The organism is Qipengyuania pelagi (genome assembly GCF_009827295.1).
In the GTDB taxonomy this organism is placed as follows: domain Bacteria; phylum Pseudomonadota; class Alphaproteobacteria; order Sphingomonadales; family Sphingomonadaceae; genus Qipengyuania; species Qipengyuania pelagi.
On record NZ_WTYD01000001.1, the window covers coordinates 1240964 to 1257401 of the forward strand.

The window sequence follows — 16438 nt, forward strand, 5'->3', positions numbered from 1 at the left end:
GATCACTCAGAAGGGGCGCGGACGGGTTCGGTTCGCGCCTTTTTCTATTCCTCGCCCATGCGGAGGGCGGCGATGAAGGCTTCCTGAGGGATGCTCACATTGCCGTATTCCCGCATCCGCGCCTTGCCCTTCTTCTGCTTCTCTAGCAGCTTCTTCTTGCGGCTGATGTCGCCGCCATAGCACTTGGCGGTCACGTCCTTGCGCAGGGCAGCGATCGTCTCGCGGGCAATCACCTTGCCGCCGATCGCGGCCTGGATCGGAATCTTGAAGAGGTGGCGCGGGATCAGGTCCTTCAGGCGCTCGCACATGCCGCGCCCGCGTTCCTCGGCGACGGCGCGGTGGACGATCAAGGACAGCGCATCGACCGGCTCGTTATTGACGAGGATGTTCATCTTCACGAGATCGCCTTCGCGCAGGCCGATCTGTTCGTAATCGAAGCTGGCATAGCCGCGGCTGATCGATTTCAGCCGGTCGTAGAAATCGAACACCACTTCGTTGAGCGGCAATTCGTACGTCACCTGCGCGCGCCCGCCGACATAGGTCAGATTGGTCTGAATGCCGCGCCGGTCCTGGCACAGCTTGAGGATCGGGCCGAGATATTCGTCGGGCGTGTAGATCACCGCCTTGATCCACGGCTCCTCGATCATGTCGATCCGGCTGGGATCGGGATAATCGGCCGGATTGTGCAGCTCGATCACCTTAGCATCCTCGTTCTTCGTGTGGCCGAGATGGATGCGATAGACGACCGAGGGCGCGGTGGTGATGAGGTCGAGATCGTATTCGCGGCTGAGGCGCTCCTGAATGATCTCGAGATGCAGCAGGCCTAGAAAGCCCGCGCGGAAGCCGAAGCCCAAAGCGGCGGAGCTTTCCATCTCGTAGGTAAAGCTCGCATCGTTGAGGCGCAATTTGCCGATGCTATCCCGCAGTTTCTCGAAATCGGCGGCGTCGACGGGGAAGAGCCCGCAGAAGACGACCGGCTGCGGCTCGCGATAGCCGGGCAGCGCGGTTTCCGCCCCGCCCTTCACCGTGGTGATGGTGTCGCCGACGCGGGCCTGTTCGACCTCCTTGATCTGGGCGGTGATGAAGCCGATCTCGCCCGGCCCGATCTCGTCGAGATCGGTGCGCTTGGGGCGGAAACAGCCGACCCGGTCAACAAGGTGCTGCGTTCCGCCCTGCATGAAGCGGACATTGAGACCCTTGCGAAGGAAGCCATCGATCACGCGCACGAGGATGACGACGCCGAGATAGGGATCGTACCAGCTGTCGACGAGGCTGGCCTTCAAGGGCGCGGTGCGGTCTCCGGTGGGCGGGGGGATGCGCTTGACCAGCGCCTCAAGCACGTCCTCGATCCCGATGCCCGATTTGGCGCTGGAGAGGACGGCACCACCCTCCTGCCAAGGCCCGGTGGCCTGGATACCGACGATCTCCTCGATCTCCTCGGCGACCTTTTCGGGCTCGGCGGCGGGCAGGTCGATCTTGTTGATGACGGGGACGATCTCGTGGTCGTGCTCGATCGACTGGTAGACGTTGGCCAGCGTCTGCGCTTCGACCCCCTGGGCCGCATCGACCACCAGCAACGCGCCCTCGCACGCGGCGAGGCTGCGGCTCACCTCGTAGGCGAAGTCGACATGGCCCGGCGTATCCATGAGGTTGAGCTCGTAGGTCTCACCATCCTTCGCGGTGTAGGACAGGCGCACGGTCTGCGCCTTGATGGTGATCCCGCGTTCCTTCTCGATATCCATGTTGTCGAGCACCTGCTCGGACATCTCGCGATCGGTCAGCCCGCCGCAGTGCTGGATCAGGCGATCGGCGAGCGTGGACTTGCCGTGGTCGATATGGGCAATGATTGAGAAATTGCGGATCTTGGAAAGGTCGGTCATCGTGCGCCGCCCTTAGCCGCGCGGCCCCGCCGTGTCAGCAGGCAAACGCGGCTGTCCCGCCGTAAGCACGCGATCATCCGCCGATCCCTAAGGCGCGCGCGTTTCCACTTCCTTGAAACGTCGCGTCGCGTCAGGGTTCTCGCTCTGAGGGAACAGGATGGACAGTGCATCGTCCGGCAGGGCGCTCAGATTGCGTCCGGTCGCCTCGAGTTCGTAAGGCGAGACCCGATGGCGCGTGCATAGCCCGTCCGCCCCGTCGCTGATCAGCGGGCTTTCGAACTCGATCCCCTGGATCGACCCGCGCGACCGCCGCACGGTCGCCACGGTCAGCTGGCCCCCGCCCATGTCGACGACGAGCTGCGTGCCGACGGGAACGTCCGCCAGACCTTCGATCATGGCCCCCGTCTTCGACAGGTTGCGCACGAAGGCGCGATAGCGCTGGTCTTCGTGGATCACCCCGATCCGGCGGAACATCGTGCGCCGATCCGCGCGATAGCGGGCGGGCCCGCGAGCCTCGAAGATGAGCGGGCCTTTCTCCGCGCGCTCGAGGATGTTGTCCTGCGTGATGGCGGGCGAATAGATATAGCCCTGGATATGGGTTGCGCCGCGATCGACGACCAGTTTGAGTTCGTCCTTCGTCTCGACCCCTTCGGCCACCGTCGCCATCTTCAGCGCGTCCGCGAGATTGACGATCGCGCTCATGATGGCGGGATTGTTGTTGCCCGGTTCGGTACAGCCACGCACGAAGCTCTGGTCGATCTTGATCTTGTCGAAGGGCGCGGTGCGCAGATAGCTGAGCGAGGAATAGCCGGTGCCGAAATCGTCGAGCGCCAGCTTCACCCCGATCTTCTTCAACTCCTCGAACTTGCGCTGGGTGCGGTTGGACCCGCCGAGAAAGACCGATTCCGTGATCTCGAGAACGAGGCGGGACGGCGATAGCCCGGTCTCCGAGAGAACCGTCCGCACCACGCTGGGAAAGTCGTCGCATTCGAATTGGAGCGCCGAGATATTGACCGCCACGCCGATATCGTCGGGCCATTGCGTCGCATCACGGCAGGCGCGTGCGAGCGCCCATTCGCCGAGCGGTTTGATCATGTCGATATCTTCGGCGACCGGGATGAATTCGGCCGGAGAAATCTTGCCGCGTTCGGGATGATGCCAGCGGATCAGCGATTCGAAATTGGCGACCATCTGGGTCTGCGCGTCCACGATCGGCTGATAATGCATGGCCAGCTGATCGGTATCGAGGACGCTGCGCAATTCCTCCTCGATCTGGCGGCGCCGTTTCGCGCCTTCCTTCATTTCCCCAGAATAGAAACGGTATTGAGCCCGCCCCCCGCCTTTCGCCGCATAGAGGGCGAGGTCGGCGGCCTCGACCAGTTCGTGCGATTCCAGTCCGTCATAGGGCGCCACGGCCATGCCGATCGACACGCCGATCACCAGCCGCGATCCGTTTATCGGATAGGGTTGGGAGATCATCTGGATCAGGCGCTGCGCCAGATCGCCCAGCTGTCCGCGATCGTCCATGTCCGACAGGATGACCTGAAATTCGTCTCCGCCGAACCGGCCAACCTCACCCTTGCTGCCGACAATCTTCTGGATGCGCGCAGCGACCTGCTTCAGCAACTCGTCTCCAACCGGATGCCCGTAAGTGTCGTTGACCGGCTTGAAGCGATCGAGATCGAGCATCATCAGCGCGCAGGACCGCTTCGAATTGCGATAGCTGGCGAGCGTGTTGGCCAGCGTCATATCCATCCGCCGCCGATTGGCGAGCCCGGTCAGATCGTCGAATTGCGCCATCCGGTCGCTGTCGCGCAGGCGGTCGCGACTTTCCGTGACGTCACGGGCGCTGCCGCGATAGCCGAGGAAATTGCCCTCCGCATCGAAGGCCGCCTTGCCCGACAATTCGAGCAACAAACTCCCCCCACCTACGACATTGACGGGTAGCGCGGTGAGCGTGTTGCGGGCGCCGACCATGAAGGCGAGCGGGCGATCGGGCCGCACGTTCTCCTCGTCCGCGGCGATAGAGAACAGATCGGTCAAGGAACGACCGAGCAGTTTATCCTTCGACCAGCCGTAGCGGTCGAAGGCCGTCTCGGTCAGATAGGTCAGTCGATTTTCGCTGTCGGTGGCCCAGAACCAGCCGAGGCCTGCGGCTTCGAACGTGTCGAGCAGCGCAATGCGATCGACCGGGGCGGGCCCATTTTCCGCCAAATCGCCCTCGGCCCGGACGTCATCGTTCTGCGGTCGGGACGATCGCACGAACAGTTTGCCCAGCGGCATTCGGAAACTCCTTCAACATCAAATGGCCTCGGACGAAAGCCGGGCTCGACCTGGGAAGGGCTGATAGACACGAAACTTCACTTAATGGTTAAGTCGCGCCGAAGGCCGGGCGAATCCGCGGCTTGCCAGCGGTGCGGGACCGCGCCATGCTGGCTCGCGGAGAGACAGACATGCGCCACATCGCCATCGTCGGATCGGGGCCTGCCGGATATTACACGGCGGAAGCAGCGCAAAAGCTGTGGCAGGACGATGTGCGGGTCGACGTGTTCGACGCCTTGCCCGTCCCGTTCGGGCTGATCCGCACGGGCGTGGCGCCCGATCACCAATCGATAAAAGGCGTCTCGCGCCGCTACGAGAAGGTGGCGACGAGCGACAATGTGCGCTTCGTCGGCAACGTGAATGTCGGCAGCGACGTGACGATCGCCGAACTGCGCGAATTGTACGATGCGGTCGTGCTCGCTACCGGCGCACCCAATGACCGGCCCCTTGCGGTCGATGGCGCGGAGCTCGGCAATGTCTTCGGCAGCGCCGAATTCGTCGGCTGGTATAACGGGCATCCGAAATTCGCGTCGCTCGACCCCGATCTTTCGGGCCGCTATGCGGTGGTCATCGGCATGGGCAATGTCGCTCTCGATGTGGCGCGCATCCTCGCCAAGACCGAAGCGGAATTTGCAGGGTCCGATATCGTCGCCCATGCGCTCGACGCCCTGCGCGCCAGCAAACTCGACCGGATCACCCTGCTCGGCAGGCGCGGGCCGCACCAGATCATGATGACGCCCAAGGAATTGGGGGAATTGCTGCATCTCGAACGCGCGCGCCCCTCGGTCGATGCAGCCGATCTGCCGCCGGAAGGGGACGATGCCGTCCTCGAACCGGGGCTGCGCAAATCGGTGACGCTGCTGCGCGATTTCGCCGCACAAGAGGAAGCATCCGACAAAGCGATCACGATCGACTTCGCTTTCTTCACCAGCCCTGCCGCCCTGCTTGGCGAGGCCGGGCAGGTCCGTGCGGTCAAGGTCGAACGCACCGTGGTCGAAAAAGGCCGCGCGGTCGGCACGGGTGAATTTCGTGAAATCCCCGCCGATCTCGTCGTCAGCTGCATCGGGTATCGCACCTCGCCGATCGAGGGGGTTCCCTTCGACGAGCGCGCGGGCCGCTTCGCCAATGACGAAGGGCGCATCCTGCCGGGTCTCTATTGCGTCGGCTGGGCGCGGCGCGGTCCCTCCGGGACGATCGGCACCAACCGCCCCGATGGCTATGCAATCGTGGACAGGATCGCCGAAGATATCGGCCACGGCTCGCGTAAAAAGGGCCGCGAGGGGTTCGATGCCCTCGCCGAGGAGCGCGGGATCGACATCGTGACCTTCCGCGACTGGCAGCGGATCGAGGAGGCGGAAATCGCCGCCGCGCGCGACGGGTCTCCGCGCGAGAAGTTCACCGATGTCGCCAGCATGATCGCTGCGAGCGGGCCACGGAGCGTAGAGGGAAAGTAGCGCGGAACGGCTCGATCCGCTTCGGCGTTTCGATGCGATAGATCAAAAAATGGAGGATGCGAAAATCATGGCGAGACTGGAAGACGAAGCCGCTCAGTACACCAGCGCCCTGGGCCCTCTGGTGGGCCTCACGCGGGAGGACATCTTCGGCGCGGTGGCCGTCCTGCTGCGCGAAACGGCTTCCGATCCCCAACGTCTGATGAAACATTCGCAGGCCATGGGCGGCGACATGATCAAGATCATGACCGGCAAGTCCGATCTCGCCCCCGATCCCAAGGACAAACGGTTCATGGACCCGGCGTGGCAGTACAACCCCTTCATGCGCGCCGGGATGCAATATTACCTCGCCGTGCAGAAGGGGATGGCCGGCTGGCTCGACGATCTCGAACTGGACGAGCTGGAAAAGGACCGCGCACGCTTCGTTTCGACGATCATCATCGACAGCCTCTCACCCACCAACACGCTGATCGGCAATCCCAGCGCGCAGAAGATGGCGATCACCAGCGGCGGCCTCAGCCTGATCAAGGGCTTGAAGAACGCCTATGACGACCTCGTCAACAACAAGGGCATGGTCAGCCAGGTCGATAAGAAGCCCTTCAAACTGGGCGAAAATGTCGCGACGTCGAAAGGTGCGGTCGTCCTGCGCACCGAGATGATGGAGCTGATCCATTATGCCCCGACCACGGACGAGGTCCACGCGGTCCCCCAGCTGACCATCCCGCCCCAGATCAACAAGATGTATATCAACGACCTCAGCCCCGAAAAATCGGTAGTCAAATATCAGGTCGATAACGGTATTCAGACCTTCGTGATCAGCTGGAAGAACCCCAGCAAGGATCAGGGCCATTGGGACATGGCCGATTACGTCAATTCCTGCCGCGAGGCGATGGAGGCGGTCGCCGCGATCACGAAGAGCGACAAGGTCAACGTCTCCGCCGGATGTTCGGGCGGGCAGACGGCAGCGATGCTGGCGAGCAAGCTGGCGGCGGATGCCAAGGGCGGCAAGAGCCTGCTCGGCACGCTGACGCTGATGGTGTGCGTGCTGCATCCCAAGCAGAACGATATCGAGGCGGGCTCGCTTATCAGCGATAACGGCCTCGCACTGGCGCGCCGCCGCGCGGACAAGGCGGGCGTCATCAAGGGCGACGATCTGGCGCGCGGCTTCGTCTGGTTGCGGCCAAACGACCTGATCTGGAACTACGTCATCAACAATTACCTGCTCGGCCAGGACCCGCCCGCTTTCGATGTCCTGTTCTGGAACGCGGACGCCACCAATCTCTCCGCCAGCCTGATGGGCGATTTCCTGACCATCTTCGAAACGCTCGCTTTCACCAGGAAGGGCGAGGTCGAGATGGTGGATCACAAGATCGACCTGTCCAAGGTAAAGAGCGACCTCTTCATCCTGGGCGGCGTGACCGACCATATCACCCCGTGGAAGGCGACCTATCGCTCGACCCGATTGTTCGGATCGAAGGACCTGACCTACGTCCTCTCGCATTCCGGCCATATGCAGGCGATCCTCAACCCGCCCGGCAACCCCAAGGCGCGCTATTACGTTCAGAAAGGCGACGGGCCTCTGCCCGATACGGCGGACGAATGGCTCAAGGGAACGGAGGAAGTCGCGGGCAGCTGGTGGCCGTTCTGGATGGACTGGCTCCAGACCCGGTCGGGCGAAAAGGTGAAGGCGCCCGGCAAATTGGGGAATACCAAATACAAACCGCTGGACCCCGCCCCCGGTCTCTACGTTATGGAACCATGTTGAAATCGAGAAGGATTGTCGTTTGACCGCACCTGCCCAGGATAAATCCACCGCCATCTACGAGATGATCGAGGCGGGGGGCCGCAGCCTGCGCGTCGCCCACTGGCGGCTCGATGAAGCGTCGGAACATCCGCCGATCCTGTTCTTCAACGGGATCGGCGCCAATATCGAGGCGGTCGCCCCGCTGGCGGAGCGGTTGACCGAGCGCGGTTTCGTTATGTTCGACATGCCCGGCGTCGGCGAAAGCCCCGAACCGAGTCTGCCCTACAACCCCTTCACCATGTGCTGGACAGCAACGCAGGTGCTCGACCGGCTGGGGCTCGATGTCGTCGATGTCATGGGCGTGAGCTGGGGCGGCGCCATGGCGCAGCATTTCGCTCTCCAGCACCCCAAGCGGACGCGCCGCGTCGTCCTCGCCGCGACCACGGCGGGTATGCTGATGGTGCCGGGCAAGCCCGCCGCGCTGACCAAGATGATCGACCCGCGCCGCTACGTCGATCCCGAGTTCATGAACGAACATTTCATGACGCTCTATGGCGGGATGACCAAGCGGCCCGGCAGCAAGGCGCAGCATATCGGGCGCCTCAAGCCACCCAGCCCGCGCGGTTACCTGTATCAGCTGATCGCCATGCTTGGCTGGACCAGCTTGCCCGCACTGCCCTTCCTCGACAAGGAAGTGCTGATCATGATGGGCGAGGAAGACAGCATCGTGCCCCCGATCAACGGCAAGATCCTCGCCGCGGCGATCCGCAATTCGCGGCTGGAGACATTCGAGGATGGCGGCCATCTGTTCCTGCTGACCCATGCCGAAGAGAGCGTGGCGCTGCTGCGGGACTTTCTCGACAGCCCGGATACCGCCGCAGAACGCAAACGCGCCGCCTGAGCGTCAGCATAAGCGCGATCTCGTCGAAGCGATCGAAGCCAATGGGATCGTCCCTGAAATCAGCGATACTTTCGCGCTCGAAGATCTCGCAAACGCTTTCCGCCATCAGGAAAGCGGCGACCATGTCGGGAAGATCGCAATAGAGATCTGATTTTGGACACTTCCGATCGGCCTGCCTTTTCGAACAACAGTTTTACCGCGATTAGGCGATTTGAAAGAGTTTTCGGCGAACATCCATCCGGGAGATAAGGGATGTTCGTAGAAACCGAGATATCCGACGGCGCGTCGGCAAGCGAGCGGCTGGCGCGTTTCGCCATCCTCGACGAACATCAAAGCGCCTTTGCCCGCATCAGCGAAATCCTTCGCGACTCCGCCGAAGATCTTGCGAGCATTTATGTCGAACATTTTCTCGAAGCCGCCAATTTCCGGCTGGATGACGAAGCCAAGTCAGCTCTGATCGTACGGATAGCGCAATATAGCCGCGGCAAGTTCAGCCCGCCGATCGACGCGGCGTGGATCGCGCGCATCGAACAGGCCGGAGAGCTGCAATTCAAGACGGGAGCGTCCACTCTTGCTCTTCTTTCGGCCCTGAGCTGGTCGCATCGCGCCGCGGCGGCAATCATCAGCCACAGTCTCGAAGACCCTGAAGATCGCCGATATCTCGTCGGACAATTCATGCGGGTCAGCGCGCTGGAAGTCGAAATCCTTGTTTCGACTGTGAGCCGCCTGGAAAAGCGCCGCTACCGGCGCACGCTTGCTGCCAATGCAAAGGCTTTCGACGAATCCATCGCCGACATCATCCAGTCCTCGAATCGCTTGAGCGCGGAGGCACGCGTCAAGGCCTCGGCTTCGGTGGATGCGGCTCGTGCGCTGCTCGATCTCTCCGGCGACGTCAGTTCGGCATCGGCGCACTCGACCGACGCGATGGCCGAAGTGGCCGAAAAGACGGGCGACCTCCGTGATGCGATCGAGACGATCGATGGCGATCTGGGATTCACTCTCGACCGTCTGGCCGAATTTTCGGAAACCGCGCGCCGGGCGGAGCAGAGCGCCCTCACCCTGGCCGACGATACCCATACGATCGAAGCGCTCCTGAAGCTGATCCGGTCGATCGCGGATCAGGCCAAGATCCTGTCGCTCAACGCCCTCGTCGAAGCGGCATCGGCGGGAGAAGCGGGCCTCGGATTCCGCGTCGTCGCCAACGAGATGAAGGATCTGGCCGAACGAACCGAACAAGCGACCACGCAGATCGGATCGCAGGTGACCAATATCCGGCAGACCTCGGATGCTTCACGAACCGCCCATGCCACCATGCGCCAGCAATTCGACGGCTTGAAAACCACTACCGATCGGATGCGCCAGACGCTCAACGCCCAGGCACGAAGCGTGAAGGAGATCACGCGCTGCGTCGAGGACACGGCGATGGGTGCGAAAGCGTCGAGCCGGGCGATCGGTCAGATGGAAGCGGGAATCGAGGACCTCTCCGGCGCGATCGGTGCGGTCAGCGCTGAAGTTACAGCGCTCGACACCAGCCTGCTAAGCCTGCGGACGACCGCAGACGCATTCACCGCGAAGCTGCGCGCCTAGACCCGCATCGGCATCAGGACGTAGAGCGCCGGGCTCTTGTCGTCCTTGCGGATCAGCGTCGGCGCGCCCGCATCGGCGAGGTGCAGCTCGACGATGTCGCTGTCGATCTGGCCGAGTATGTCCTTGAGATAGCTGGCATTGAAGCCGATCTCGAACCCGTCGGCGCTGTATTCGGCGGGCAGTTCCTCCGCCGCCGTGCCATTATCCGGGCTCGTGACGGTCAGCGTCACGCGATCCTTGTCGAGGCCCATCTTCACAGCGCGGGTCTTCTCGGTCGCGATGGTGGCGACACGGTCGACCCCTTCGAAGAAGCTGCGCGGATCGAGCTTCAACAGCTTGTCGTTCGCCGTGGGGATCACGCGGCTGTAATCGGGGAAGGTCCCGTCGATCAGCTTGCTGGTTAGGACTACGCCGCCTTCCCCGCCAAGCGTGAAGCGGATCTTGCTCGCCGACAGGTCGATCTGAACCGCGCCTTCGCCCTTTTCTTCCAAGAGCTTGCGCAATTCGCCCACGGCCTTGCGCGGCACGATCACGTCGGGCATCCCTTCCGCGCCATCGGGGCGCGGCAGGGTGAAGCGGGCCAGGCGATGCCCATCGGTAGCCGCGGCCTTCAGAACCGGGCGGTCTTCATCCGAGACATGCAGGAAGATGCCGTTGAGGTAATAGCGCGTCTCTTCGGTGGAGATCGCGAAGCGCGTGCGGTCGATCAGTTCGGCCAGCGTCTTCGACGGCAGTTCGAAGCTCGTCGGCAGATCGCCTTCGACGATGACCGGGAAATCGTCGCGCGGCAGAGTGGGCAGCTTGAATCGGCTGCGACCGGCTTTCACATCCATCCGGTTTTCGGCGGTTTCCAGGCTCACCTGGCTGCCATCGGGCAGTTTGCGGGCGATATCGAACAGGAGATGCGCCGAGACGGTGACCGCACCCGCGCTTTCCACGCTGGCCGCGCTCATGTTCTCGACCACCTGGAGATCGAGATCGGTCGCGGTGACCTTGACCGTGCCGCCCTCGCCCGCTTCGATCAGGACGTTGGACAGGATCGGGATCGTGTTGCGCCGTTCCACCACGGATTGGACGTGGGAAAGACAGCGCAGCAGCGTCGCGCGTTCGATGGTGGCCTTCATGGTCCTACTTTCATCCCGCTCTGGTCAAAGGTCGCGCGGCAGGCCGGAATCGCCCTGTCAGCGCCGGAATACGGATGGAGACCTTAGCGGGGCCTCCTTGCGGAGCAAGCGCGGAGCCGCGCGGGGCCGGATTCCCTTGGGGATAAACGACACTCCGGCCCGCCCCGCGCGGATCGCCGTTACCCCATCATCGCCATGCCGCCATTTACGTGCAGCGTCTGGCCGGTCACGTAAGCGGCCTCGTCGCTGGCGAGATAGGCGACCGCTGCGGCCACTTCCTCGCCCTCGCCCATGCGCGCCATCGGGATGCGGGAGTTGATCGCATCCTTCTGCTTGTCGTCCAGAGCGTCGGTCATCGCGGTGCGGATGAAGCCGGGGGCGACGCAATTTACGGTGATGTTCCGGCTTGCAAGCTCCTGCGCCAGGCTCTTGGTCATGCCCGTCAAACCGGCCTTGGCCGCGACGTAGTTCATCTGGCCGGGATTGCCGGTGTGGCCGACCACGCTGGTGATCGAGACGATCCGCCCCCCGCGCGCCTTCATCATCGGGCGGGCGGCGGCGCGCATCAGGCGGAAACTGGCTTCGAGATTGATGCGGATCACCTGATCCCATTCCTCGTCCTTCATCCGCATGGCGAGATTGTCGCGCGTGATCCCGGCATTGTTGACGAGGATGTCCATCTTGCCGAGCGTCTCGATCGTGGCGGGGATCAGCTCCTCGACCTGGGTCGAATTGGAAAGATCGCAGGTGATCTCGACATGATCGCCGCCGACTTCCTCGATCAGCTGTTCGCGAAAGGCGCGCAGTTTATCGCCATTCGACCCCGACAGAGCCAGCCGTGCGCCCTGCTTCGCGAGCGCATAGGCGATCGAGGACCCGATGCCTCCGCTGGCACCGGTGACGAGGGCGGTCTTACCTTCGAGACTGAACATCATGCATTCTCCTTCGCGAAGGCTTCGATATCTTCCATCGTGACCAGGCTGACCGTCGCGGCATCCTTGTCGGTTCGGGTCACCATCGGGGACAGCACCTTGCCGCCGATCTCCACGAACTGTTCCACCCCGTCCGCGCGCATGGCCAGGACGCTTTCGCGCCAGCGGACGCGGCCGGTGATCTGGTCGACCAGCAGGGCCTGCTCCTCGGCCGGGTCGGTGACCTTGGCGGCAGTGACATTGGCGTAGATCGGCACGGCGAGATCGCCGGGAGGCGTGCGCTCGAGCGCGATCTTCATGCGGTTTGCGGCGGGCTGCATCAGCGAGCAGTGGAACGGCGCCGAAACCGGCAGGCGTACGCCGCGCTTGATGCCGTGATCCTTCGCCATCTCGATCGCGCGCTCGATCGCCTCGGCATGGCCGGAGAGGACGACCTGGCCGGGATCGTTGTCGTTGGCGACTTCGCAGATCTGTCCCTGTGCAGCCGCTTCGGCCAGCGCGGTCGCCTTGTCGATATCGGCCCCGAGCAGCGCGGCCATCGCGCCTTCGCCGATCGGCACCGCATCCTGCATGGCGATGCCGCGCAGGCGCAAAAGCTTCGCCGTGTCCGTCAGCGAGAAAGCGCCCGCCGCGCACAGGGCGGTGTATTCACCGAGCGAATGGCCCGCGACGCAGGCGGCGTGGTTCGCCAGCTCGATCCCGAATTCCTTCGCCAGCACGCGCTGGGTGGCGATGGCGTTGGCCATGATCGCGGGCTGCGCATTCGCGGTCAGCGTCAGTTCGCTTTCCGGCCCTTCGCGCATCAGAGCGCTGATTTTCTGCGACAGCGCCTCGTCGACTTCCTCGAACACTTCGCGCGCAATGGCGCTGGCATCGGCGAGATCGGCACCCATGCCGATCTTCTGGCTCCCCTGACCGGGGAAGATAAAGGCTTTCATCGCGTGTCTCCTCTTTAACCGAGGGCGCTTATGCGGGCGGCATCGGTTCCACAACCCCCGCCTCCACAGGTCCGAAGGGGACGATGCGGTTGCTGCTGGTGTGACCGATTTCGGCGCGGCCGAGATAGGCGATGCCCGAACGGGCGCACCAATCGCGCACGATGGTCTCCGCGTCTGCCCCGAACGGACGGTCGTTTTCCGGGACGTGCGTTACCGCGCCGAGCCTGATACCCCTGATGGCCTGCTCGCGCGCCAGGTGCTGGGTGACGTGGAACATCAGCCGGTCGATCGCATAGAGATGCTCGGCCACCTCCTCGATCATCACGACGTGGCCGGACAGGTCTGGCATGAACTCCGTGCCCACGAGCATGGCGAGCGTCATGAGATTGAAGGCGACCACGGGCGCGTCGTCGCTGCCGACATTGGGCTCGATCCCCGAGCGGTCTCCAGCCAACCAGGCGAGCGATCGGCGCACCGCGTCCTCACCCCCATCGCGCTTGATATCGATCGGCATCGGCGCGTGGACCGGCTTGCCGATCCCGGCGCGGTAGAGCGCCGCCAATATGGTGCCGCAATCGGAATAGCCGAGATAGCTCTTCCTCGCCGCCGCTTCGCCGAGCCCATCGATCGACGCGCGGGCGATCCGGTTGGAGCCATAGCCCCCCTTGGCAAACCACACCGCGTCCCTGTCGGGATCGTTGGCGCATTCGAGAAAGGCGTCGAGCCGCACGCTGTCCGACCCGGCGAAATGCCCGTCTTCCGCGAAACACTGGTCGTGGAAATAAAGATCGAGCTGCGGAAATTCGTCCCTCGCCAGTGTCTCGACCCGCGCCGCGAGGTCACGCGACAGCGGGGCTGCCGGGGCGCAGATCGCTATCCGTGTCGGGTCCTGCTGCATGCCATACTCCCTAGCGTGCTTGTAATGCGCGCCGCAACGCCATAGCTCGACCGTCCATGAGCGAATTTCCCTCCCCAGAAGATCTCCTCGCCCGCCCCTTCTTCTTCGTCGGTATCGGCGGGTCGGGCATGTTGCCGCTGGCCCAGATATTGCTCGGACGCGGCGCGCGCGTGGCCGGGTCGGACCGCAGCTGCGACCAGGGGCGCACGCCGGAAAAATTCTCCGCGCTCGAACGGCAGGGCGTCACGATCCACCCGCAGGACGGCAGCGGCATCGTTGCGAAGGACCAGATCGTCGTCGCCTCCGCTGCGGTCGAGGCCAGTGTTCCCGACATCGCGCGCGCCGAAGATCTGGGCTGTCTTCGCCTGACCCGCGCGGAACTCAATTCGATCCTGTTCAACACCAGCGGAGCGGGGTTGGCCGTGGCGGGCACCAGCGGCAAGTCGACCGTCACGGGAATGCTCGGCTGGATCCTGCACCATGCGGGCCGCGAGCCGACGATCATGAACGGCGCGGTGATGACCAATTTCGCCAGTGCCGAACGCCCTTTCGCCAGCGCGGTCGCGGGCGGGCAGACGCTCTATGTCAGCGAAGTCGACGAAAGCGATGGATCGATCGCGCTGTATCGTCCGGCGGTCGGCGTGCTGCTGAATGTGAGCCTCGACCACAAGAGCATGGAGGAATTGCGCCAGCTCTTCGGCGATTACCTCTCGCGCAGCCGGATCGCGGTGGTGAACGCCGACGATCCCGAGGCGCTCGCCCTGCTTCCAAACGCCGGCGAGGCCATCACCTTCGGCGTGCACCAGACGAAGGCCCAGATCGGCATCGTTCCCGGCAGCGTGGCCGAGGGACCCATGCGGCAGGCGGCGCTGGTGATCGATCGCCACGATGCCAGCGAACACGCGCTGCGCCTGAACCTGCCCGGTCGCCACAATCTCTCCAACGCCCTCGCCGCGATCGCCGCAGCGGCGGCGGCGGGTATTCCGGTTGCAACCGCCGTCGAAGCGCTGGCGGGGTTCGACGGGCTTTCCCGCCGGTTCGAGCTGATCGGCGTCTCGGCCAGCGGCATCACGGTGATCGACGATTTCGGCCACAATCCCGAAAAATGTGCCGCCACCTTGCGCACCCTGCGCGCGCATGAGGGGCGTATCCTCGCCTTCTTCCAGCCGCACGGATACGGGCCGCTGCGCCAGATGGGCGCCGAGCTGGCGCAGGTCTTCGCGGACGAACTGGCCGAAGGGGACCGCGTGATCCTGTGCGATCCGGTCTATTTCGGCGGGACCACCGACCGGAGCGAGGGGAGCGAGCGGATCGTCCGCCTGATCGAGGAGGCGGGCGGCCACGCCGAATACATCCCCAATCGCAAGGCGGTGGGCGACCGTCTGACCAGCGTCGCGCGGCCCGGCGACCGGATCGTCATCATGGGCGCACGCGACGATACGCTGTCGCAATTCGCGAGGGACCTGTTCCAGCGGTTCTGACGGCTGCGCCCGTCCTGTTCCTTTAAAATCGCGCTCAGTGCGCCGCGCGCCCGCTCTTGGTCGGGAGGCGATGGACGATCTGCGCGATCACGAAGCCGACCGCCAGCCCGACCAGAGCCGAAATCGCCGCATAGGTCGCCCATCCCAGCACGCCGCCCATGCCCCCGGTCGCGACCTCCACCGCGTGTTCGATGGAATGGGCCGTGTCCGAAGGACCGTAGAAGCCCAGTTCGTGCAACCCGTGAAGGATGATCCCGCCGCCGACCCAGAGCATGGCGATCGTGCCGACGAAAGACAGGATCTTCAGGAGCCACGGCATCGCCTTCAACAGGAAGCGTCCGGTGGCCTGTGCCGCCGCGCTGCTCTTTTCCGCGAGATACAGGCCGACATCGTCCATCTTCACGATCAGCGCCACCGCCCCGTAAACGACGAAGGTGATCGCGATCCCGACCACGGCCAGCACGACCGCGCGCGTCAGCAGGGTTTCCGCCGCGACCTCGTTCAGGGTGATGGCCATGATCTCGGCGGACAGGATCAGATCGGTGCGGATCGCCCCATTGGTGCGCGCCTTTTCGAACGCGACCGGATCCTCGATCTCGTCTTCCAGCGTCTTGCCGTGCTTTTCGCCGCCGAGCTTCTCCATCACCTTCTCGGCGCCTTCGAAGGCGAGGTAACAGCCCCCCGCCATCAGAACGAATACGATCGCGGCGGGCAGCAGCCAGCTCAGGAGCAGGGCGCCGGGGAGCAGAATCAGCAGCTTGTTCTTCAGACTGCCCTTGGTGATGTTCCAGATGATCGGCAATTCGCGCGCGGGCTTCAGCCCGGTGACATAGCCCGGCGTCACCGCCGCATCGTCGATCACCACGCCCGCCGCCTTCGATCCGGCGCGGCTGGCGGCGACACCGATATCGTCCACCGACGCCGCAGCAGTGCGCGCGATCACCGAGACATCGTCGAGAAGGGCAACCAGGCCGCCGGGCATATTCTTGATCTCCGAGACAAACAGGCTTGTGCCCTGCCCGCACCGCCCGCTCGCGACAAGTCCGATCTTGTGTTGCAAATCGCGCGGATCGCGCTATGTGCCCCGCTTCCCGCATGGCGAGAGCCCATGGGAAACGAAGAAGGCCGGAGGGGCCCCGTCATCCGGACGGACCAGCCAGCGATCGGCATGAACTGAAAG

The 16438-nt window shown here is 63.8% G+C and carries 13 protein-coding genes; 6 read left to right on the plus strand and 7 right to left on the minus strand.

All coding sequences use genetic code 11. From position 1 onward, the window contains the following. Positions 1 to 44: 44 nt before the first annotated feature. Positions 45 to 1880: a translation elongation factor 4 gene (gene lepA / locus GRI47_RS06055; RefSeq protein WP_160660415.1), complete on the minus strand. Its 1836-nt coding sequence runs from the start codon at positions 1878 to 1880 to the stop codon at positions 45 to 47. A gap of 87 nt (positions 1881 to 1967) precedes the next feature. After that, positions 1968 to 4163 carry a putative bifunctional diguanylate cyclase/phosphodiesterase gene (locus GRI47_RS06060; RefSeq protein ID WP_160660416.1) on the minus strand — a complete coding sequence of 732 codons (2196 nt, stop codon included), beginning with the start codon at positions 4161 to 4163 and terminating at the stop codon, positions 1968 to 1970. 170 nt (positions 4164 to 4333) lie between these two features. Here GRI47_RS06060 and GRI47_RS06065 point away from each other — a divergent pair, with 170 nt between their 5' ends. From GRI47_RS06065 to GRI47_RS06085, 5 genes are all read left to right on the plus strand, one after another. Then, complete coding sequence (locus GRI47_RS06065) at positions 4334 to 5656, plus strand: FAD-dependent oxidoreductase (RefSeq protein ID WP_160660417.1); 1323 nt, start codon at positions 4334 to 4336, stop codon at positions 5654 to 5656. Between the two features lie 67 nt (positions 5657 to 5723). Beyond that, on the plus strand, positions 5724 to 7418 hold the full coding sequence (locus GRI47_RS06070; protein WP_160660418.1) for a PHA/PHB synthase family protein: 1695 nt from the start codon (positions 5724 to 5726) through the stop codon (positions 7416 to 7418). A gap of 61 nt (positions 7419 to 7479) precedes the next feature. Beyond that, positions 7480 to 8298: an alpha/beta fold hydrolase gene (locus tag GRI47_RS06075; protein ID WP_160661338.1), complete on the plus strand. Its 819-nt coding sequence runs from the start codon at positions 7480 to 7482 to the stop codon at positions 8296 to 8298. After that, positions 8219 to 8449: a zinc-binding dehydrogenase gene (locus tag GRI47_RS06080; protein ID WP_160660419.1), complete on the plus strand. Its 231-nt coding sequence runs from the start codon at positions 8219 to 8221 to the stop codon at positions 8447 to 8449. Before GRI47_RS06075 ends, GRI47_RS06080 begins: the two co-directional genes overlap by 80 nt. A 101-nt stretch (positions 8450 to 8550) precedes the next feature. Then, positions 8551 to 9885: a methyl-accepting chemotaxis protein gene (locus GRI47_RS06085; protein ID WP_160660420.1), complete on the plus strand. Its 1335-nt coding sequence runs from the start codon at positions 8551 to 8553 to the stop codon at positions 9883 to 9885. Here GRI47_RS06085 and dnaN read toward each other — a convergent pair. The 4 genes from dnaN to GRI47_RS06105 form a co-directional block, all read right to left on the minus strand. Further along, positions 9882 to 11009, minus strand: coding sequence for a DNA polymerase III subunit beta (dnaN, locus tag GRI47_RS06090; protein ID WP_160660421.1), 1128 nt, complete (start codon positions 11007 to 11009; stop codon positions 9882 to 9884). The genes GRI47_RS06085 and dnaN overlap by 4 nt on opposite strands. 179 nt (positions 11010 to 11188) lie before the next feature. After that, positions 11189 to 11941, minus strand: coding sequence for a 3-oxoacyl-[acyl-carrier-protein] reductase (fabG, locus tag GRI47_RS06095; RefSeq protein WP_160661339.1), 753 nt, complete (start codon positions 11939 to 11941; stop codon positions 11189 to 11191). Continuing rightward, on the minus strand, positions 11941 to 12879 hold the full coding sequence (gene fabD / locus GRI47_RS06100) for an ACP S-malonyltransferase (RefSeq protein ID WP_160660422.1): 939 nt from the start codon (positions 12877 to 12879) through the stop codon (positions 11941 to 11943). The genes fabG and fabD overlap by 1 nt, the downstream gene beginning before the upstream one ends. A gap of 28 nt (positions 12880 to 12907) precedes the next feature. Beyond that, positions 12908 to 13777, minus strand: coding sequence for an LD-carboxypeptidase (locus GRI47_RS06105; RefSeq protein ID WP_160660423.1), 870 nt, complete (start codon positions 13775 to 13777; stop codon positions 12908 to 12910). Positions 13778 to 13833: 56 nt separating this feature from the next. On the opposite strand from GRI47_RS06105, the gene GRI47_RS06110 reads away from it, so the two are divergent. Further along, positions 13834 to 15258, plus strand: a complete 1425-nt coding sequence (locus tag GRI47_RS06110) for a glutamate ligase domain-containing protein (protein ID WP_160660424.1) — start codon at positions 13834 to 13836, stop codon at positions 15256 to 15258. A 34-nt stretch (positions 15259 to 15292) separates the two neighbouring features. Here the strand turns inward: GRI47_RS06110 and GRI47_RS06115 are convergent, their stop codons facing one another. Next, entirely contained in the window at positions 15293 to 16240 is a 948-nt protein-coding gene (locus GRI47_RS06115; RefSeq protein WP_160661340.1) for a DUF808 domain-containing protein, read from the minus strand. Between the last annotated feature and the right edge of the window lie 198 nt (positions 16241 to 16438).

Excerpts from the sequence above, each read along its gene's own strand:
- lepA (WP_160660415.1), bottom strand. The coding sequence starts at position 1,880 with ATGACCGACCTTTCCAAGATCCGCAATTTCTCAATCATTGCCCATATC.
- GRI47_RS06060 (WP_160660416.1), bottom strand. The coding sequence starts at position 4,163 with ATGCCGCTGGGCAAACTGTTCGTGCGATCGTCCCGACCGCAGAACGAT.
- GRI47_RS06065 (WP_160660417.1), top strand. The coding sequence starts at position 4,334 with ATGCGCCACATCGCCATCGTCGGATCGGGGCCTGCCGGATATTACACG.
- GRI47_RS06070 (WP_160660418.1), top strand. The coding sequence starts at position 5,724 with ATGGCGAGACTGGAAGACGAAGCCGCTCAGTACACCAGCGCCCTGGGC.
- GRI47_RS06075 (WP_160661338.1), top strand. The coding sequence starts at position 7,480 with ATGATCGAGGCGGGGGGCCGCAGCCTGCGCGTCGCCCACTGGCGGCTC.
- GRI47_RS06080 (WP_160660419.1), top strand. The coding sequence starts at position 8,219 with ATGCCGAAGAGAGCGTGGCGCTGCTGCGGGACTTTCTCGACAGCCCGG.
- GRI47_RS06085 (WP_160660420.1), top strand. The coding sequence starts at position 8,551 with ATGTTCGTAGAAACCGAGATATCCGACGGCGCGTCGGCAAGCGAGCGG.
- dnaN (WP_160660421.1), bottom strand. The coding sequence starts at position 11,009 with ATGAAGGCCACCATCGAACGCGCGACGCTGCTGCGCTGTCTTTCCCAC.
- fabG (WP_160661339.1), bottom strand. The coding sequence starts at position 11,941 with ATGTTCAGTCTCGAAGGTAAGACCGCCCTCGTCACCGGTGCCAGCGGA.
- fabD (WP_160660422.1), bottom strand. The coding sequence starts at position 12,879 with ATGAAAGCCTTTATCTTCCCCGGTCAGGGGAGCCAGAAGATCGGCATG.
- GRI47_RS06105 (WP_160660423.1), bottom strand. The coding sequence starts at position 13,777 with ATGCAGCAGGACCCGACACGGATAGCGATCTGCGCCCCGGCAGCCCCG.
- GRI47_RS06110 (WP_160660424.1), top strand. The coding sequence starts at position 13,834 with ATGAGCGAATTTCCCTCCCCAGAAGATCTCCTCGCCCGCCCCTTCTTC.
- GRI47_RS06115 (WP_160661340.1), bottom strand. The coding sequence starts at position 16,240 with ATGCCCGGCGGCCTGGTTGCCCTTCTCGACGATGTCTCGGTGATCGCG.